The organism is Sphaerisporangium sp. NPDC005289 (assembly GCF_040607455.1).
GTDB classification, from domain to species: domain Bacteria; phylum Actinomycetota; class Actinomycetes; order Streptosporangiales; family Streptosporangiaceae; genus Sphaerisporangium; species Sphaerisporangium rhizosphaerae.
This window is the reverse complement of the sequence record NZ_JBEXGS010000003.1, coordinates 539,140-555,896: the sequence shown is the minus strand read 5'-3', so window position 1 is coordinate 555,896 and position 16,757 is coordinate 539,140. Positions and strand designations below refer to the sequence as shown.

General features: G+C 72.2%; 16 protein-coding genes. 12 read left to right on the top strand and 4 right to left on the bottom strand.

The genetic code is table 11. The annotated features are described in order from the left end of the window. Window positions 1-67: 67 nt before the first annotated feature. The 7 genes from ABZT47_RS08080 (at window position 68) to ABZT47_RS08050 (ending at window position 6,519) form a co-directional block, all read left to right on the top strand. Entirely contained in the window at window positions 68-418 is a 351-nt protein-coding gene (locus ABZT47_RS08080; RefSeq protein ID WP_354837507.1) for a holo-ACP synthase, read from the top strand. A gap of 161 nt (window positions 419-579) precedes the next feature. Then, window positions 580-2,082 carry an NAD(P)H-hydrate dehydratase gene (locus tag ABZT47_RS08075; RefSeq protein ID WP_354837505.1) on the top strand — a complete coding sequence of 501 codons (1,503 nt, stop codon included), beginning with the start codon at window positions 580-582 and terminating at the stop codon, window positions 2,080-2,082. 182 nt (window positions 2,083-2,264) lie between these two features. Then, window positions 2,265-3,395, top strand: a complete 1,131-nt coding sequence (gene alr / locus ABZT47_RS08070) for an alanine racemase (RefSeq protein WP_354837503.1) — start codon at window positions 2,265-2,267, stop codon at window positions 3,393-3,395. 13 nt (window positions 3,396-3,408) lie between these two features. Further along, window positions 3,409-4,581 (top strand): alpha/beta hydrolase, encoded by a 1,173-nt coding sequence (locus ABZT47_RS08065; protein WP_354837501.1) that lies wholly within the window; start codon window positions 3,409-3,411, stop codon window positions 4,579-4,581. Window positions 4,582-4,657: 76 nt separating this feature from the next. After that, a complete protein-coding gene (tsaE, locus tag ABZT47_RS08060; protein ID WP_354837499.1) occupies window positions 4,658-5,113 on the top strand; it encodes a tRNA (adenosine(37)-N6)-threonylcarbamoyltransferase complex ATPase subunit type 1 TsaE in 456 nt (151 codons plus the stop codon). A 184-nt stretch (window positions 5,114-5,297) separates the two neighbouring features. After that, window positions 5,298-5,945: a hypothetical protein gene (locus tag ABZT47_RS08055; RefSeq protein WP_354837497.1), complete on the top strand. Its 648-nt coding sequence runs from the start codon at window positions 5,298-5,300 to the stop codon at window positions 5,943-5,945. Window positions 5,946-5,967: 22 nt separating this feature from the next. Next, the gene (locus ABZT47_RS08050) at window positions 5,968-6,519 is read left to right on the top strand and encodes a class F sortase (protein ID WP_354837495.1); all 552 of its coding nucleotides are present in this window, start codon (window positions 5,968-5,970) and stop codon (window positions 6,517-6,519) included. Between the two features lie 780 nt (window positions 6,520-7,299). On the opposite strand, the gene ABZT47_RS08045 is transcribed toward ABZT47_RS08050, so the two are convergent. Beyond that, on the bottom strand, window positions 7,300-8,124 hold the full coding sequence (locus tag ABZT47_RS08045) for a hypothetical protein (RefSeq protein ID WP_354837493.1): 825 nt from the start codon (window positions 8,122-8,124) through the stop codon (window positions 7,300-7,302). Window positions 8,125-8,284: 160 nt separating this feature from the next. Further along, entirely contained in the window at window positions 8,285-8,551 is a 267-nt protein-coding gene (locus tag ABZT47_RS08040; protein ID WP_354837491.1) for a hypothetical protein, read from the bottom strand. Window positions 8,552-8,809: 258 nt separating this feature from the next. On the opposite strand from ABZT47_RS08040, the gene tsaB reads away from it, so the two are divergent. Genes tsaB through tsaD form a run of 3 tightly spaced genes read left to right on the top strand, consistent with a single transcriptional unit; the run spans window position 8,810 to window position 10,972 of the window. After that, entirely contained in the window at window positions 8,810-9,478 is a 669-nt protein-coding gene (tsaB, locus tag ABZT47_RS08035) for a tRNA (adenosine(37)-N6)-threonylcarbamoyltransferase complex dimerization subunit type 1 TsaB (protein WP_354837489.1), read from the top strand. Then, window positions 9,475-9,948: a ribosomal protein S18-alanine N-acetyltransferase gene (gene rimI / locus ABZT47_RS08030; protein ID WP_354837487.1), complete on the top strand. Its 474-nt coding sequence runs from the start codon at window positions 9,475-9,477 to the stop codon at window positions 9,946-9,948. The genes tsaB and rimI overlap by 4 nt, the downstream gene beginning before the upstream one ends. Then, window positions 9,941-10,972, top strand: a complete 1,032-nt coding sequence (tsaD, locus tag ABZT47_RS08025) for a tRNA (adenosine(37)-N6)-threonylcarbamoyltransferase complex transferase subunit TsaD (protein ID WP_354837485.1) — start codon at window positions 9,941-9,943, stop codon at window positions 10,970-10,972. Before rimI ends, tsaD begins: the two co-directional genes overlap by 8 nt. Before the next feature lie 187 nt (window positions 10,973-11,159). Here the strand turns inward: tsaD and ABZT47_RS08020 are convergent, their stop codons facing one another. Both ABZT47_RS08020 and ABZT47_RS08015 read right to left on the bottom strand, forming a co-directional pair. Then, complete coding sequence (locus tag ABZT47_RS08020) at window positions 11,160-12,851, bottom strand: hypothetical protein (RefSeq protein ID WP_354837483.1); 1,692 nt, start codon at window positions 12,849-12,851, stop codon at window positions 11,160-11,162. Window positions 12,852-13,069: 218 nt separating this feature from the next. Then, window positions 13,070-14,266 (bottom strand): class I SAM-dependent methyltransferase, encoded by a 1,197-nt coding sequence (locus ABZT47_RS08015; RefSeq protein ID WP_354837481.1) that lies wholly within the window; start codon window positions 14,264-14,266, stop codon window positions 13,070-13,072. Between the two features lie 312 nt (window positions 14,267-14,578). On the opposite strand from ABZT47_RS08015, the gene groES reads away from it, so the two are divergent. Then, on the top strand, window positions 14,579-14,893 hold the full coding sequence (groES, locus tag ABZT47_RS08010) for a co-chaperone GroES (protein WP_082776538.1): 315 nt from the start codon (window positions 14,579-14,581) through the stop codon (window positions 14,891-14,893). A gap of 108 nt (window positions 14,894-15,001) precedes the next feature. Then, on the top strand, window positions 15,002-16,624 hold the full coding sequence (gene groL / locus ABZT47_RS08005; RefSeq protein ID WP_354837479.1) for a chaperonin GroEL: 1,623 nt from the start codon (window positions 15,002-15,004) through the stop codon (window positions 16,622-16,624). Window positions 16,625-16,757 lie beyond the last annotated feature (133 nt).

The following is a 16,757-nucleotide window of genomic DNA, read 5'->3' as shown; positions in this document are numbered from 1 at the left end:
GGCGGCAAACTCTACTGACGGCCCGGCCTTCGATCTCGGCGGGGCCGCGTTGCGGCAGAATGGTGCGGTGATCGTGGGGATCGGCGTGGACATCGTGGACATCGCGCGCCTGGGCGCCGCCCTCGAGCGCACGCCGACCCTGCGCGACCGCGTCTTCACCGACGCCGAGAAGGGGCTTCCCGTCGCGTCGCTGGCCGCCCGCTTCGCCGCCAAGGAGGCCGTCGCCAAGGCGCTGGGCGCGCCGCCCGGCCTCGGCCACCGCGAGGCCGAGATCACCGTCGCCGAGCACGGCCGGCCGGTGCTCGGGGTGTCCGGCCGGGTCGCCGAGGTGGCCGCGCGGCTCGGCGTCCGGCGCTGGCACGTCTCCCTCAGCCACGACGGCGGCCTCGCCATCGCCTACGTGATCGCCGAAGGCTGACCCCGCACCGCTGGACGATCGCGATGACACGACGGCGGTCGGGCGAGGACGGTCGGACGAGGACGGCCGGGCGATGGCGGCCGGGTGCGTGGCCCGGCGGCCGGTGACCGCGCGGCGGGTGCCCTTCGCGATGGTGATCGGTGCGGGCTACATTCGGTGAGATGCTGACCGCGTACACCTCCGACCAGATCAGGGCGGCCGAACGGGCGCTCATGGCACTGCTCCCCGAGGGCACGCTCATGCGCCGTGCCGCCTCCGCCCTGGCCGTGGCCTGCGTGAACGTCCTGCCCCGCGTATACGGCTCCCGCGTCGTGCTGCTGGTCGGCAGCGGCGACAACGGCGGCGACGCGCTGTACGCCGGAGCCCTGCTGGCCCGCCGCGGCGCCCGGGTGCACGCCGTCCTGGCCGGGCGCAGGACGCACGAGGGCGGCCTCGCCGAGCTGCGCCGCGCCGGCGGCAGGACCGTGGAGGCGAAGGACGGCGACCCCGGGGCCGACCGCGAGCTCGCCGGGCTGGTCGAGCGGGCGGACGTCGTCGTGGACGGCCTGGTCGGCATCGGCGGCACCGGCGCGCTGCGCGAGCCGTACGCGGCGCTGGCCCGCATGACGGCGCGGGCGCCCGGCGTCGTCGTCGCCGTGGACGTGCCGAGCGGCGTCGACGCGAGCACCGGCGAGGTCGCGGGCGAGGCGGTCGCCGCGCACCTCACGGTGACCTTCGGCGGGGTCAAGGCCGGCCTGCTGATCGACCCGGGGGCGAGCCGCGTGGGCACCCTGCACCCGGTGGACATCGGCCTCGGGCCGCACCTTCCAGCCCCCGAGGTCGTCGCGCTCACGGGCGCGGACGTCGCCGCCCGGCTGCCCCGGCCGGGTGCCGAGTCCGACAAGTACCGCAGGGGCGTTGTCGGCGTCGTCGCGGGCAGCGACCGGTTCACCGGGGCCGCCGTGCTGACGGTCGGCGGCGCCGTGCGGGCCGGCGCCGGGCTGGTGCGCTTCGCAAGCGCCGCCGAGCCGGTCGCCCAGGTGCGCGCCCGGTGGCCCGAGGCGGTGACGAAGGTCATCACCCCTGAGGAGGGGGTGGGCGACGTCGGCCGGGTGCAGGCGTGGGTGCTCGGGCCGGGCATGGGCACCGGTGACGAGGCGCACGCGCTGGCACGGTCGGTCCTGGCGAGCGACGTCCCGGTGCTGGTCGACGCCGACGGGCTGACCGTCGTCTCCCGCGACCGGACGCTGCTGCGCCGCGACGCGCCGACGCTGATCACGCCGCACACGGGCGAGCTCGGCCGCCTTCTCGGCGTCGCGCCCGCCGACATCGAGGCCCGGCGCCTGCACTACGCGGAGCATGCGGCGCGGGAGCTCGGAGTGACCGTTCTCCTCAAGGGGTCGACTACCCTGGTCGCCGAGGAGGGCAGGCCGGTCCGCGTGAACGTCACGGGCACCCCATGGCTGGCCACCGGCGGTACGGGCGACGTGCTCGCCGGCATCGCGGGAGCCTTCCTCGCCGGGGGGCTGAGCTGCTATGACGCCGCTTCCTGCGCGGCCTACCTGCACGGCCTGGCCGGGCGGCTCGCGGCCGGGGATCCGCGGGACGGCGAGGCGCCGATCGCGGCGCTCGACGTCGCGCTGGAGATCCCCGCCGCCGTCCGCGCGCTCACCGCGCGCGCCTGACCCCCGCCTCCCTCCAGGGCGACCCGCCCGGCGTCCGGCCGCCCGCTGAGGGGCGGCGTCCAAGGCCGTGACCCGACCCATCCCGACAAACCACACCACTGTGGCGAGCGCCACCGGCTCCCGTGCCGCCGACCGGCACGGGCACGGCCCGTCACTGCCAAACTGAGAAGGTGAGCTTCCCCATGGACGGTTCTCTCGTGACGCCGGCTCAGGCCCGGGTGGACCTCTCCGCCATCGCGCACAACCTCGCCGTGGTCCGCCGGCACGCGCCGGCCGCCGAGATCATGGCGGTGGTGAAGGCCGACGCCTACGGCCACGGCCTGGTGCCCTGCGCGCGCGCCGCCCTGGACGCCGGCGCCTCGCGTCTCGGCACGGCCTACATCCAGGAGGCGCTGGACCTGCGCGCCGCGGGCGTGACCGCGCCCATCCTGACGTGGATCATCACCCCGGGCGAGCCCATCGACGACGCCGTGGCCGCCGCGGTGGACCTGTCGGCGGGCGCCGTCTGGGTGCTGGACGACATCGCGGCCTCGGCCCGCCGCGCCGGCCGCACGGCGCGCGTCCACCTCAAGATCGACACCGGCATGACCCGTGGAGGCGCCACCGCCGGCGACTGGCCGGCGCTGCTCGAGCGGGCGCTGGCCGCCCAGGCCGACGGCCTGGTCGAGATCGTCGGCCTGTGGTCCCACCTGGCCTGCGCGGACATCCCCGGTCACCCCGCGATCGAGGGCCAGCTCGCCGCGTTCGACGACGCCCTCGCGGTCGCCGAGAAGGCCGGGGTGGCCGGGCCGCGCGTCCTGCGCCACATCGCCAACTCGGCCGCCGCGCTGAACATCCCGGGGGCCCACTACGACATGGTGCGGCCCGGCCTCGCGATGTACGGGCTGAGCCCCATCCCCGAGATGGGCGACTTCGGGCTGCGCCCGGCGATGACGCTCACCGCCCGGCTGGCGATGGTCAAGCGGGTGCCGGCCGGGTCCGGGGTGTCCTACGGGCACCTCTACGTCACCGAGCGCGAGACCACCATGGCGCTGGTGCCCCTCGGCTACGCCGACGGCGTCAGGCGTGCGGCGACCAATCGCGGGCAGGTGTGGGCCGCGGGCCGGCGGCGCACGATCGCCGGCCGGGTGTGCATGGACCAGTTCATGATCGACCTGGGCGACGACGAGGTGAGCGAGGGCGATGAGGTGATCCTGTTCGGACCGGGGACGGCGGGCGAGCCGACCGCCCAAGACTGGGCCGATTCCCTCGGCACGATCACTCATGAGATCGTGACCAGCATCGGTTCACGCGTGCCGCGCGTTCACCGCTGATAGGAGGTCGTGAATGTCGAGACGGCGCAGGGTCGGAATCGCCGGGGCGGTCGTCGGGACGGCGTCGGCGGGGCTCGCGGCCACGGCCCTGGCCAAACGGTACGTCGTGGGCCGCATCCGCCTGCGGCCCGACCTGGAGGCGAGCGAGCCGTTCGGCGAGCTGCGCGGGCGGCGCACGACCGTCAAGACCTCCGACGGCGTCGAGCTGTACGCCGAGGTCGACGGGCCCGAGGACGCCCCCCTCACCGTCGTGTTCTGCCACGGGTACACGCTGAACCTCGACTCCTGGCACTACCAGCGGCGCGACCTGCGCGACCGCTACCGCCTGGTCTTCTGGGACCAGCGCTGCCACGGGCGCTCGGCGCGCACTCCGGCCGACGACTGCACCATCGACCGCCTCGGGGACGATCTCGCCGAGATCCTCAGGCAGTTGGTGCCCGGTCCGTGTGTGCTGGTCGGCCACTCCATGGGCGGCATGACGGTCATGGCGCTGGCCGACAGCCGGCCCGAGCTGTTCGGCGACAAGGTGCGCGGCGTCGCGCTGATCTCCACCTCGGCCGGCAAGCTGGCCGAGATCACCCTGGGCCTGCCGGCGCTGGTGTCCAAGGTCGTCCACTGGGCGGCGCCGCCGGCGGTGTCGGTGCTCGGCCGCCGCGCCGCGCTCATCGACCGGGGCAGGCAGGCCGGCAACGACGTGTCGTTCCTCGCCCTGCGCTACCTGGCGTTCGGCGACCCGTCCAACGTCAGCCCCACGGTGGTCGACTTCGCCGAGTCGATGATCCGCTCCACGCCCACCGATGTCATCGCCGACTTCTACCCGGCGCTGATGTCGCACGACAAGCTGGCCGCGCTGGACATCGTGGGCAAGGTGCCGGTCGAGGTCGTCGTGGGCGACAAAGACTGGCTGACCCCGCCCGACCACAGCAAGGCCATCAACGCCGGCGTGCCCTCCTCGCGGCTCACCGAGGTCCCGGGCACCTCGCACCTGGTGCTGCTGGAGAAGCCGGCGGTCGTCAACGAGGTGATCGCCGAACTGCTCGAGAGGGTCGCCGCGGCCGGGCGGCCCGCCGAGGCCGCGGACGAGGCGGGAACGACCATGTCCGCCGTCGCCGCCGGCGGCTCGGGGAAGGCCGACGGGGCCGCGCCACAGCAGGACGAGGGTCCCGGCGAGGAGGAAGCCTCGTGAGCGGGGCCCGCGAGTAGGGGGTACGGGGGAAGAGTTCGATGCACGGTTCGACCAGGCACGCGGTGGAGGGACCACGATGAGGCGCGCGGCGACGACCGAGGAGATGTGGGCGCTGGGCGAGGAGGTCGCCCGTCTGCTGCGCCCCGGCGATCTCGTGGTGCTGTCCGGCCCGCTGGGCGCCGGCAAGACCACGCTGGTGCAGGGCATCGCCGAAGGGCTGAAGGTCCGCGGCCCGATCACCTCGCCGACGTTCGTGATCTCCAGGGTCCACCCGTCACTGGCCGGCGGCCCGGCCCTGGTCCACGCGGACGCCTACCGGCTCGGGGGCGCGCTGGAGGTCGACGACCTCGACCTCGACGCCTCCCTGGAGGACTCCGTCACCGTGGTCGAGTGGGGGGAGGGCCTGGTGGAGGGCCTGGCCGACGACCGGCTCGAGATCACCATCGAGCGCGGCGACGCGGGCGACGAGCGGCTGATGCGGCTGCGCGGCGTCGGGCCGCGGTGGAAGGACATGCCCGGCTCCTTCGATTGACCGCCTTTCCGCGATCTAGACCGGTAATCTAGCCAGCCTTGACGCGCGCCCCTGTTGCTATGGATCATCGGAATGAAGATCGTTCCAATGGATTGCCCTTATTTTTCTGGGTATGCAGGTGGGGTAGCGCCTAAGCGTGGTCGTGTCGGGCGGGGTCGTATCGCAGGCGAAGTGGAGTGCGACGGTGCACAGGGTCGGGCAGGTCGCGGTTGCTGGAGCATTCCTACTCACGGGAGGCGTCGCCTGCACGGCGGAGGCGCAGAGCGGCGCCCCGACGCCCACCCCGAGCCCGTCGGTGAGCAGGCAGGACATCCGTGTCCAGCTCATTCCCGACCGGGTGCAGGGCGGGGCGACGCGGTCCATCAGGGTCCGGGCGTACTGCCCGCTGCCGCAGGGCGGCACCGCCTACCGCGCCACCGCGCGGTCCGACGCGTTCACCGGCCTGGTCACCCTGACCCAGCCGCCCCCGGCCAGCCCGGCCGCGACCTCCACCCCGGTGACCGCGGCCGCGCCGCCGCCGGAGGTGCACGGCTTCGCCCTCGTCGACGAGGACTCCAACCCCGGCCGCTACCAGGTCGAGGTCAAGTGCGAGGCCACCAACGACATCGGCAAGGCCACCCTCACCGTGGTCGCCCGGCCCAAGGCCACGGCCACCCCCACCCGCAACCGCGTCGTGCCCACCCGGGCGCCGCGCGCGGGCGGCGGCGGCACGGCGGCCGGCGGACCGGCCGAGGAGCCCTCCGGCATCCCTGGCGGGGTGGTCGCGGCGGCCCTCGCCGCGGCCCTGGCCGGCGGCGTCGCGGTGGCCCGCCGCAGGTCCAAGACCGGCTGAGCTTCGCGCCCCCGCACCACCCATGGCTGACTCCCCCAAGTGGCTGAAGGTCGTGGCGATCGGGTTCGTCACCGGGACGATCATGTTCGCCATGACCGACCGGGACAAGGACGCCGCCGCGCCCCGGCAGGCCGCCACCGTCCCCAAGCGCATCGACATCCCCTCGCTGGACCTCAAGGCGCCCCTGATGAAGCTCGGGCTCTCCGACGACGGAGAGGTCGAGCTGCCGCCGTTCGAGAAGCCCGCGACGGCCGGATGGTTCGACCAGAGCGTCGTGCCCGGCGACGAGGGCGCCTCGGTGATCATCGGGCACGTGGACACCAAGACGGCCCCCGCGGTCTTCTACCGCCTCCGCGACGTCAAGAAGGGCGCCCTGGTCAAGATCCTGCGCAGCGACGGCAAGACGGCCACCTACAAGGTCGACGCCATCGAGCAGATCGCCAAGGACCACTTCCCCGCCCAGCGCGTCTACGTGGACGACGGCCTCCGCCTCATCACCTGCGGCGGCGTCTTCGACCGCAAAACCCACGAATACCTGGACAACATCATCGTCTACGCCTCCCGCACCACCTGATCTCCGAACCCCAGCCGCCCCGCTGGCACCCAATAATCCCCATCCGGCCCCGTAGAGCATTCGGAACGTGCCGGATGGGGACGCGTAATACCGCCTAGATGTGTTTCGGCCGGTCAACTGCCCATGTGCGTGTTGGGTCGTGCCGGAAGAACCGCCGGAAACCAGCCTCGTACGAAGCTTCCGGTCCCCCTACGGTCTCCCCGGATTCCTGCGGCCGTCCAATCGCGTCCAGCTCGCGGGCCGTTCTCCTCGCGGCCTCGCCGGACGTTCACCGCCACTGCGCGCGGGCCAGGGTGAGCCCGTACACCTTCGTCGCGCCGCTCGCCTTGCGTGCACGCTGAGCATACGAACGATGTGTTCGGTGGCCCCCTATTACGCGCCTAGCCGATGTGACCGAGGCAAGCTCTGAAGGCAACCACCGCCCTGCTAATTCGCTCGTGGCAGTCAGGCGCGCGCCCAGTTGCCGCACTCGCGGCTCATGAACCCCTCGCCCTTGAGGACCGTCACGGTCACACCCTGCGGAGCGTTGGTGACGAAGGCGTTGGCGATAATGTCCCCACAACGCCTATGAGATTCGCCTGCAGATGGACGACCAGTGGCGAGACGCATACGAGATCGCCAAGAGCGCGGTTGACGCGCGCGCACTGGCGGGGTTCGAAGGTGTCAGCCCCATCCCAGTGGGACGTGTGCGCGGTGTTGGCGGCGGGCGCCGACATTGAGGTACGACACCGACCGTGAGTGGCTGATGCGACGCCTGACCACGGGCACCTCGCCCCGTGGTCAGGGGCTGCTCGCCGAACGAGAGCCGAGCAGCTCGGCGATGTTCTCGGCCAGCTCGTCATAGATCATGTGAGGGTCGATCTTCGCGGGTTCGTTGATGTTCAGCGCCTGCATGCGGCGCGACCCCGTGAAGCTGGCATCGTTGTCGTGCGGGACCCCCATCTTCCGCTTGAGCAGCGAGGCGTACCGTCCCGGGATGGCAGGCAGGCGCGTGAGCAGGCGCTGTCGGGCGATCGCTTGCCGGTCGGTGTCTTGGCTGGCCACGGTCTGGGCGTAGAGGTCGCCGGCCTCCTGGATCTGGGCGATCAGGAAGTGCGTCCGCTCGCGCTCGCGCTGGTCGCCGAGCTGCAGCTGTAGCCGCTCGTCGGCCGCCTGCCGTTCTTCGTGGAGCCGCCGCTCTGCGTCGGCTCGCTCCGCCGCGCGTTGCCGTTCGGCCTCGGCCTGGTCCTCTGTCCTCTGCCTCTGAGCTTCCTCACGATCCGCGGCGCGCTGCTGCTCGGCGTGCGCGCGGTCTTCCGCACGCTGACGTTCAGCCTCGGCCCGATCCTGCGCCCGCTGGTCCTCGGCGTACTGCCGATCCTTTTCCCGCTGCGCCTCTCCCTCGCTTCGATCCTTCTCGCGCCGGTGGGCGTCGACCCACCATCCGATCAGCGCGATGAGCAACGCGGCGACCACGGCGGCGACGGTGCCCCATCCCTGGAGTTGATCGGTGAGTGACGGGTCGTACGGCTGTGCGTCGATGAGAGCCGGCCCGGTCACCGAGATGACCGGCTCCGTCGGGATGAGGCTCAGTGATGAGCTGGGGGTGGGAGTCGGCGCGTTCATGCCGGAATTCTGTCGCTACCGGAGACCCGCGAGGTTAACCTTCGGAATGCCCGCGCAGGCGGCCCACGTGTTCGAGAGGTGCCGCCAGGGACCGGCCTCCCCTTCGGTCCCTGGCGTACGCCCTACCCGGTCGACTGCTACGGCAGTCGGTGCAGTGCGGTCACCACCTGGAGGCGCGGTTTATAGCGGCCTGGTTGACGATGAGCGGTGGGCGAGGGCGCACCACGTATTCGTCGGGAATCTCGCACTCGGCCAGAGTGCTCGTCCCGTTTAGCAGCGCGTTTGACGAGCGCTGGATGAGCGGCCGGTCGTCGTCGCCGGAAACGGCGATGCTGTTGGCGATGAGCCCGTTCCGCAGCAGTGCCTCGGCCGCGGTGTCCGCCGCAGCGGCCTGGTGGCCGTTCTCGGTCCTCAGGTAGGGCTCCACCTGGTCCTCACCGGCCTCAGGGGGAGTGGTGGGGCGTCCGGTGGGCTGGACATCGGCGCCGGGCGGCTCCTTTTCCTCAAAGGATCGGGCGGTGTTCGTAAGGGGCGGACGGGCCCTGGACGCCTTACGAACAGCGGCCGGACAAGATCCATGGCTTGGCCCCCCATGCCGTGCTCGGGCGCCGGCTCAAAGGCGCCTGAGCACCGCGCGACCGAAGGGGGCGCCATAGGCACAGCCAAACACCACTAGGCTTGATTCGTGCTGGTCTTGGCCTTCGATACCGCGACTCCGGCCGTCACGGCGGCGCTTCACGACGGCGAGCGGGTGCTCGCCGAGTCGACGACGATCGACGCGCGCCGTCACGGTGAGCTGCTCGTTCCGTCCGTGCGCGAGGTTCTGCGCGAGGCGGGGGCCTCGCTGCGCGATGTGACGGCGATCGTGGCGGGGGCGGGTCCTGGGCCGTACACGGGGCTGCGCGTGGGGCTGGTGACGGCGCAGGCGTTCGCCTTGACGGCCGGTGTCCCGGCGTACGGGGTGTGCACGCTGGATGTGCTGGCGTACGCGAGCGGCCTGGACGAGCCGTTCGTGGTGGCGACCGACGCGCGCCGCAAGGAGGTCTTCTGGGCGCGATACGCGGACATGCGCACGCGCGTGGAGGGCCCGTCGGTGGACCGTCCGCAGGATGTGCCGGGCGGGTTGCCGGTGCTCGGGGCGGGCGCGCGCATGTACGCCGAGATCGTGGGCGAGGACCGGCTGGTGCCGGGCGCCGCCGACTATCCGGCCGCGGGCGCGCTGGCCGGGCTGGCCGCCGAGCGCCTGGCCGCGGGCGCCCCTGGGGACGACGGGGTGCTGACGGCGCCGCATCCGATCTACCTGCGCCGTCCGGACGCCCGGGTGCCCGGTCCGCCGAAGAAGGTCACCGTATGACCGGCGCCACGCTGCGCCAGATGACCGAGAACGACCTGCCGGCGGTTCTGGCGATCGAGCGTTCGACGTTTCCGTTCGACGCCTGGAGCGAGGGCATGCTGCGGGGCGAGCTGGCCGACCAGCCGCGCACCCGGCACTACATCGTGGCCGTGGCCGGCGGAGAGGTGGTCGGGTACGCCGGGCTGGCGGCGGCGGGCGACCAGGCGGACGTGCAGACGATCGCCGTGAACGCGGGCCACCAGCGGGCGGGCATCGGCAGCGCGATGTTGCGGGCGCTGCTGGAGGAGGCCGGGCGCCGGGGCGCGACGGCGGTGTTCCTGGAGGTCCGGGCGGACAATCCGCCCGCGCAGGGGATGTACGAGCGTTTCGGGTTCGAGCGCATCGGGTTGCGGCGCGAGTACTACGACGACGGAACCGACGCGATCATGATGATGAGAAAGCTGGAGGAGGCGGGGAGCGCGAATGGCTGAGGAACCTTTGGTCCTGGGCATCGAGACCTCCTGCGACGAGACGGGCGTCGGCATCGTCCGCGGGAACACGCTGCTGGCCAACGCGGTCGCCTCGAGCGTCGAGGAGCACGCGCGGTTCGGTGGCGTCGTGCCCGAGGTCGCGTCGCGGGCGCACCTGGAGGCCATGACGCCGACCGTCGAGCGCGCCTTGGAGCAGGCGGGCCTGCGCTTCTCCGACATCGACGCCGTGGCCGTCACCGCGGGCCCCGGGCTCGCCGGGGCGCTGCTGGTGGGGGTCGCGGCGGCCAAGGCGTACGCGCTGGGGCTCGGGGTGCCGCTGTACGGGGTGAACCACCTGGCGGCGCACGTGGCGGTGGACCAGTTGGAGCACGGTCCGCTGCCCAAGCCGTCGATCGCGATGCTGGTGTCGGGCGGTCACTCGTCTCTGCTGCTGGTCCCGGACGTCGCCAAGGACGTGATCTCCCTCGGCTCGACGGTGGACGACGCGGCGGGCGAGGCGTTCGACAAGGTGGCCAGGGTGCTCGGCCTGCCCTTCCCGGGCGGCCCGTACATCGACCGCGCGGCGGCCGAGGGGTCGGGGACGGCGGTCGCGTTCCCGCGTGGCAAGTACGACGACGGCACGCTGGACTTCTCGTTCTCGGGGCTCAAGACGGCCGTCGCGCGCTGGGTGGAGGCCAAGGAGCGCGCGGGCGAGCCGGTGCCCGTGGCGGACGTGGCGGCGTCCTTCCAGGAGGCCGTGGTGGACGTGCTGACGCGCAAGGCGTTGCAGGCGTGCCGGCGCTACGAGGTGGACGATCTGCTGATCGGGGGCGGCGTGGCCGCCAACTCGCGGCTGCGCGCGCTGGCGCAGGAGCGGTGCGACGCCGCGGGGGTGCGTCTGCGCGTGCCGCGTCCGGGGTTGTGCACCGACAACGGCGCGATGATCGCCGCTCTCGGGTCGGAGCTGGTGGCGGCCGGGGTGGCCCCCTCGCCGCTGGACATTCCCGCCGACTCCTCCATGCCCGTGACCACCGTCCACGTCTGACGGCTCGCCACCCGATGCCCGTCGGGTGGGGCGGCGCCGGGGTGGTCCGTCGTGAGGCGGCGCCGGGGTGGTCCGTCGTGAGGCGGCGCCGGGGTGGTCCGTCGTGAGGTGCCGCCGGGGTGGTCCGTCGTGAGGTGCCGCCGGAGTGGTCCCGTTGGAGGGGCGGCGCCGGGCGGTCGGGAGGCGGTCAGTCCTTGGGGGAGCGGGCGGGGCGCAGAAGGGCCTCGGCGAGCGCCAGCATGGTCTCCTCCAGGGCTCCGAGCCTGCGGGTGAGGTCGCGGTGCGTCGGCTGGACGATCTGGTCGACGGTTTCCGAGAGCTGGTCGCGGTCGGGGCGGGCGCGGACCAGCTCCACCAGCTCGCCCAGGGGCGGCAGGGCCGCCGCGGCCTCGGTGAGCCGCTCGTCGAGCGTGTCGAACCGCCTGCCCTGGTCGTCGGCCTGGGCGCGGATCAGCTCGCCGACGCGTTTGTGCACCTCGCCGACCTCCAGCAGCGCGGGCAGCTGCCCCACCCGCTGGTTGACCGCCTCGACGCGGTCGTCCACCATCTCCAGCCGCTCGTTGACGTCCTCGAACCCGGCGTCGATGGCGCCGAGGCGTTCGTCCTGCTTGGACAGGCGGCCGTCGACGCCGGTGAGGTGCTGGGCCAGGTCGGTGAGGCGGCCGTCGGCGTCGGCGATCTGCTGTTTGACGCCGGCGAGGTTGCCGTCGACCCCGGCGAGGCACGACTGGACCGTCTCGATGCGGCCGTCGAGCCCGGTGAGACAGGACTGGGCCGTGTCGACGCGGGCGTCGAGCCCGGTGAGACACGATTGGGCGGTCTCGATGCGGCCGTCGATGCTCTGCAGGCGGACGTCGACCGTCTCCAGCCGTCCTTCGACCGCCCCGACGTGGCTGTCGACCGTGTCGAAGCGGCCCGACAGGTCGCTCACCCGCCCGTCGGTGGTGTCCACCCGTCCCGCGATGGTCTCGAGCCGCCCGTCGAAGCCGGCCAGCCGGTCGCTCACCGCCGCGAGCCGACCGTCGACGCCGTCGAGCCGCCCGTCGACGCTCCCGAGGCGCTGGTCCACGCTCTCGAGCCGCCCGTCCAGCGCCTCCAGCGGCTTCAGGCGGCCTTCGACGCCCTCCAGGCGGGCGGCCAGGCACGTCTCGGTCTCGGCGAGCTTGGCGGTCATGCCGTCGACCTTGCCGGCGAGCTGCTCGATGGAGCCGGTGAGGCGCTGGACGGCCGGCGAGAGGGTCTCGTCCAGGCCCTCGCCGAGGTCCAGGACGCCGCCCTCGACGCGCTCCGTGCGCTGGGTGAGGTCGAGCAGGGCCTTGTCGACCCGCGTGAAGCGGCCTCCCGCGGCTTCCATGCTCGCGCCGAGCTGGGCAAGGCGCCTGGTCAGCTCGGGCATGCCCTGGGTGCCCTCCAGGACCGCCTGGAGGCGCTTGAGGGCCTCGGCGACGCCTTCGCGCACGGTGCCGAGGTCGGTCCACAGGCCGGGCAGCTCGGCGATGGGCTTGACGCGGTCGCCGACGGCCTCGATGCGGTCGCCGAGCCCGGCGACGCGGTTGCCCACCCCGTCGACGCGGTCGCGCACGATCTCGACGTGCTGCGCCAGGCCCTCCGCCCAGGCCGGGGGACGGCTGACCAGCTCGCCGAGCCGGCCGCTGACCCCTTCCAGCGCGCCGTTCAACCCGCCGAGCTCGCGTTCGCGGACCTCCCGCAGCAACCACTCCATGCCTTCCAGCCGCTGCCGGATCTCGTCGAGCACGGCGCCCTGGGTGCGCTGCTCGTAGACGTGGTCCTGCGCCGCCCTGGCGAGCAGTTCGCGCATGCGGTCGGAGATGGCGGTCTGGCTTCCAGCCTGGAGGAGGGTGTGGTTGGAGTGATCCACCGAAAGCTCCTTCACTCGCGGGCGGTCGGCCGCACGGCGGTGGGGTCGGTACGGTCGTTCTCTGTGGCGAATCGGGCGGGTGCACCATGGATCAGGCAGAATCCCGCGCGTTGGCCAACTGTAGTGGCTCGGCCGGTGACTTTCGGGTCCGACTTTAAAACATCGTGATTATCGCTGGATTGCCCCTATTTGTTGGCGACGAAAGGCATCGTGGCAGGTCAGGATGGGTCGCAGATGATGGCGAAGGGACGTTCGCCGATGCGGGTCAGCACCACGACACACGAATTATCCCCGGAAAGATGTAAATCTCGCCGTAGGCGCTCCAGGTCGAGCGCCGAACCGCGTTTCTTCAGCGTCACCGTGCCGACGCGGCGTTCCCGGAGTGCGGCGCGCAGGCGTTTGAGGGAGAAAGGCAGGGTTTCCCGGACTTCGTACCGCGACGCCCACGGAGTCGTGGCCGGGTCGTCCCCGGTGATGTAGGCGATGTGCGGGTCGAGCAGGTGGCCGGACACCTGGGCGGCGACCTCGGCCACGAGATGCGCCCTGATGGCCGCGCCGTCCGGTTCGTACAGATAGCGCGCCACCGGCCCGTGGCCGGGCGCGCCGAGGGACGGGTCGGCCGGCAACGTGTGACCGGAGGGCAGCAGGGTCGCCCTGCGCAGGATCGTCTCGGCGGAGCCGGGGTCCCCGCCCGCGGCGAAGGCGCCCGTCCACAGGACGGCCTCCTTGACCTCGCCGCGGTAGGACACCCATTCGGCCTCGGCGCCCTGCGGGATGAACTCGTAGGGGATGCCCGGCGCGACCTTCAGGCAGGCGGCGCGCGCCCGGGCCACCATCGCGAGCACGGCGGGCCACGGCGGCGAGTACCCCATCGGGTCGAAGACCCGCCTGCCGGTGGATCGCCGCGCCGGGTCGGCGAACAGCACGTCGTAGGCCGCCGGGTCCACCTCCGCGGCGTCCGCGGCGCGGACGGTGACGCGGTCGCCGAGGTCGAGCGCGAGGACGTTCGCCCGCGCGACCTCGACGGTGAGCGGGTCGAGGTCCACGGCGTCGACCTCGCATCCGGCGCGGGCCAGGGCGATGAGGTCGCCGCCGATGCCGCAGCAGGCGTCGGCCACGCGCGCGCCGGCGGCGAAGCGGCGGGCGCGGTGGGCGGCCACCTCGGCGCGGGTGGCCTGCTCCAGCCCGTCGGGGGTGAAGTACATGCGGGCGGCGTCGTGCCCGAACTTGACCGCGCCGCGCGCCCGGAGCCGTGCCTGGGTGAGGGCGGCCGCGGCGAGAGGGGCGTCGTAGGTCTTCCTCAGCCGGCTGGCGGCCGTCACCGGATCTGTGCCGTCCGTCACAGAGCCCACGGCCTCGCCGAGGGCTTTCTGCCCGCGGGGGGTCAGCAATTCGCGGAAGGCGTAGAGGTCCACGTCTCCCGACGCTATCGCGCTGCTCCCGCCTGCGTGGCAGGACCTCGTGAGCGCGCGGGGTCACCGCGACCGTGCGCCGAGGCCGCCCCCATAGGCGGACAATTCGGGCGAGTCGTACGGCGGCTCATGACCGGACTGACCTGGGGCGGCCTGTCCGTGTTGACTGTGTCGGCGGCCTTGCATACTGTTCAGTGTTGGCACTCGGCTAGTGAGAGTGCCAATCAATAATGCGACGAGGCAGGTCTGACACCCGCGACGGCAGGCCGCTGGTCGCCTCTTCAGCTCATCACCACAATCTGAAGGGGAGGTCCGATCGTGACGACCGCCACCAAGGTTCCCGTTAAGCCGCTCGGCGACCGCATCGTGGTCCAGCCGCTTGAGGCCGAGCAGACGACCGCTTCCGGACTGGTCATCCCGGACACCGCCAAGGAGAAGCCCCAGGAGGGCAAGGTCCTCGCGGTGGGCCCGGGCAACTGGGACGAGGACGGCGAGAAGCGCATCCCGCTCGACGTCAAGGAAGGGGACGTGGTCCTCTACAGCAAGTACGGCGGTACCGAGGTCAAGTACGGCGGCGAGGAGTACCTCGTGCTCTCCGCCCGCGACGTTCTCGCGATCATCGAGAAGTAAGCCCCGGGGCGCGTAAGCGACCACCTGTACGGAGCCTTACCCGAATACGCGTGTCAAGCCCCGGGCCCTTTCACGAGGCCCGGGGCCTGACGCTGGGAGGACCTTTTAATGCCCAAGATCCTGGAGTTCGAGGAGGACGCGCGGCGCGCTCTTGAGCGCGGCGTCAACGCCCTCGCGGACGCCGTCAAGGTGACCCTCGGGCCGCGCGGCCGCAACGTCGTCATCGACAAGAAGTTCGGTGCGCCGACCATCACCAACGACGGCGTCACCATCGCCCGCGAGGTCGAGCTCGACAAGCCTTACGAGAACCTCGGCGCTCAGCTCGCCAAGGAAGTGGCGACCAAGACCAACGACGTCGCCGGTGACGGCACCACCACCGCCACCGTGCTCGCCCAGGCGATGGTCCGCGAGGGCCTGCGCAACGTCGCCGCCGGCGCGTCGCCGCTGTCACTCAAGCGCGGCATCGACCTGGCCGCCCGCGCGGTCAGCGACCGCCTCCTCGAGCGGGCCCGCCCCGTCGAGGACAAGAAGGAGATCGCCAATGTGGCGACCATCTCCGCGCAGGACGCCAAGATCGGCGAGCTGATCGCCGAGGCGTTCGACAAGGTCGGCAAGGACGGTGTGATCACCGTCGAAGAGTCCAACACCATGGGCCTGGAGCTCGAGTTCACCGAGGGCCTCCAGTTCGACAAGGGGTACCTGTCGCCGTACATGGTGACCGACCCCGAGCGCATGGAGGCCGTCCTCGAGGACGCCTACGTCCTGCTCCAGCAGGGCAAGATCTCCTCGATCGCCGAGTTCCTGCCGCTGCTCGAGAAGGTCGCCCAGACCAAGAAGCCGCTGTTCGTGGTCGCCGAGGACGTCGAGGGCGAGGCCCTGGCCGTCCTGGTCACCAACAAGATCCGCGGCACGTTCACCTCGGTCGCCGTCAAGGCGCCCGGCTTCGGCGACCGCCGCAAGGCGATGCTGCAGGACATGGCGATCCTGACCGGCGGCCAGCTGATCTCCGAGGAGCTCGGCCTCACGCTGGCCAACGCCGGCACCGAGGTGCTCGGCACGGCCCGCCGCATCGTGGTCACCAAGGACACCGCGACCGTCGTCGACGGCGCCGGCGACCCCCAGGCCATCCAGGACCGCGTCCGCGAGATCCAGCACGCCATCGAGCAGACCGACTCCGACTGGGACCGCGAGAAGCTCCAGGAGCGCCTCGCCAAGCTGTCGGGCGGCATCTGCATCCTGCGCGTCGGCGCGGCCACCGAGGTGGAGCTCAAGGAGAAGAAGCACCGCCTCGAGGACGCCATCTCCGCGACCCGCGCCGCGATCGAGGAGGGCATCGTCTCCGGCGGTGGCTCCGCGCTCGTGCACCTGGCCAAGGAGCTGGACGACCTCGGCCTGACCGGCGACGAGGCGACCGGCGTCTCCATCGTCCGCCGCTCGCTGGTCGAGCCGGCCCGCTGGATCGCCGAGAACGCCGGCCTGGAGGGCTACGTCGTCACGGCCAAGGTCGGCGAGCTGCCGGCCGGCCACGGCCTCAACGCCGCCACCGGCTCCTACGGCGACCTCATCTCCGAGGGCGTCATCGACCCGGTCAAGGTCACCCGCTCGGCCGTGCAGAACGCCGCGTCCATCGCCGGCATGCTGCTCACGACCGAGGTCCTCGTGGTCGACAAGCCCGAGGAGGAGGCTCCGGCCGCCGGGGGTCAGGGGCACGGCCACGGTCACGGCCACTGATCCGATCAATCGATCGAAGCACGGCTCCCGCCGCAGGGCGGGGGCCGTGCTTTTTTGCGTCGAATCGATTTTGCCGCCCCTCGATTTGACGGGACGGTAAACCGACCGGTGCAGCAGTGCGTCGGCCAGGGCG

Excerpts from the sequence above, each read along its gene's own strand:
- ABZT47_RS08045 (WP_354837493.1), bottom strand. The coding sequence starts at position 8,124 with ATGAACGCGCCGACTCCCACCCCCAGCTCATCACTGAGCCTCATCCCG.
- groL (WP_354837479.1), top strand. The coding sequence starts at position 15,002 with ATGCCCAAGATCCTGGAGTTCGAGGAGGACGCGCGGCGCGCTCTTGAG.
- alr (WP_354837503.1), top strand. The coding sequence starts at position 2,265 with ATGGACGGTTCTCTCGTGACGCCGGCTCAGGCCCGGGTGGACCTCTCC.
- ABZT47_RS08065 (WP_354837501.1), top strand. The coding sequence starts at position 3,409 with ATGTCGAGACGGCGCAGGGTCGGAATCGCCGGGGCGGTCGTCGGGACG.
- ABZT47_RS08050 (WP_354837495.1), top strand. The coding sequence starts at position 5,968 with ATGGCTGACTCCCCCAAGTGGCTGAAGGTCGTGGCGATCGGGTTCGTC.
- rimI (WP_354837487.1), top strand. The coding sequence starts at position 9,475 with ATGACCGGCGCCACGCTGCGCCAGATGACCGAGAACGACCTGCCGGCG.
- tsaE (WP_354837499.1), top strand. The coding sequence starts at position 4,658 with ATGAGGCGCGCGGCGACGACCGAGGAGATGTGGGCGCTGGGCGAGGAG.
- ABZT47_RS08075 (WP_354837505.1), top strand. The coding sequence starts at position 580 with ATGCTGACCGCGTACACCTCCGACCAGATCAGGGCGGCCGAACGGGCG.
- tsaD (WP_354837485.1), top strand. The coding sequence starts at position 9,941 with ATGGCTGAGGAACCTTTGGTCCTGGGCATCGAGACCTCCTGCGACGAG.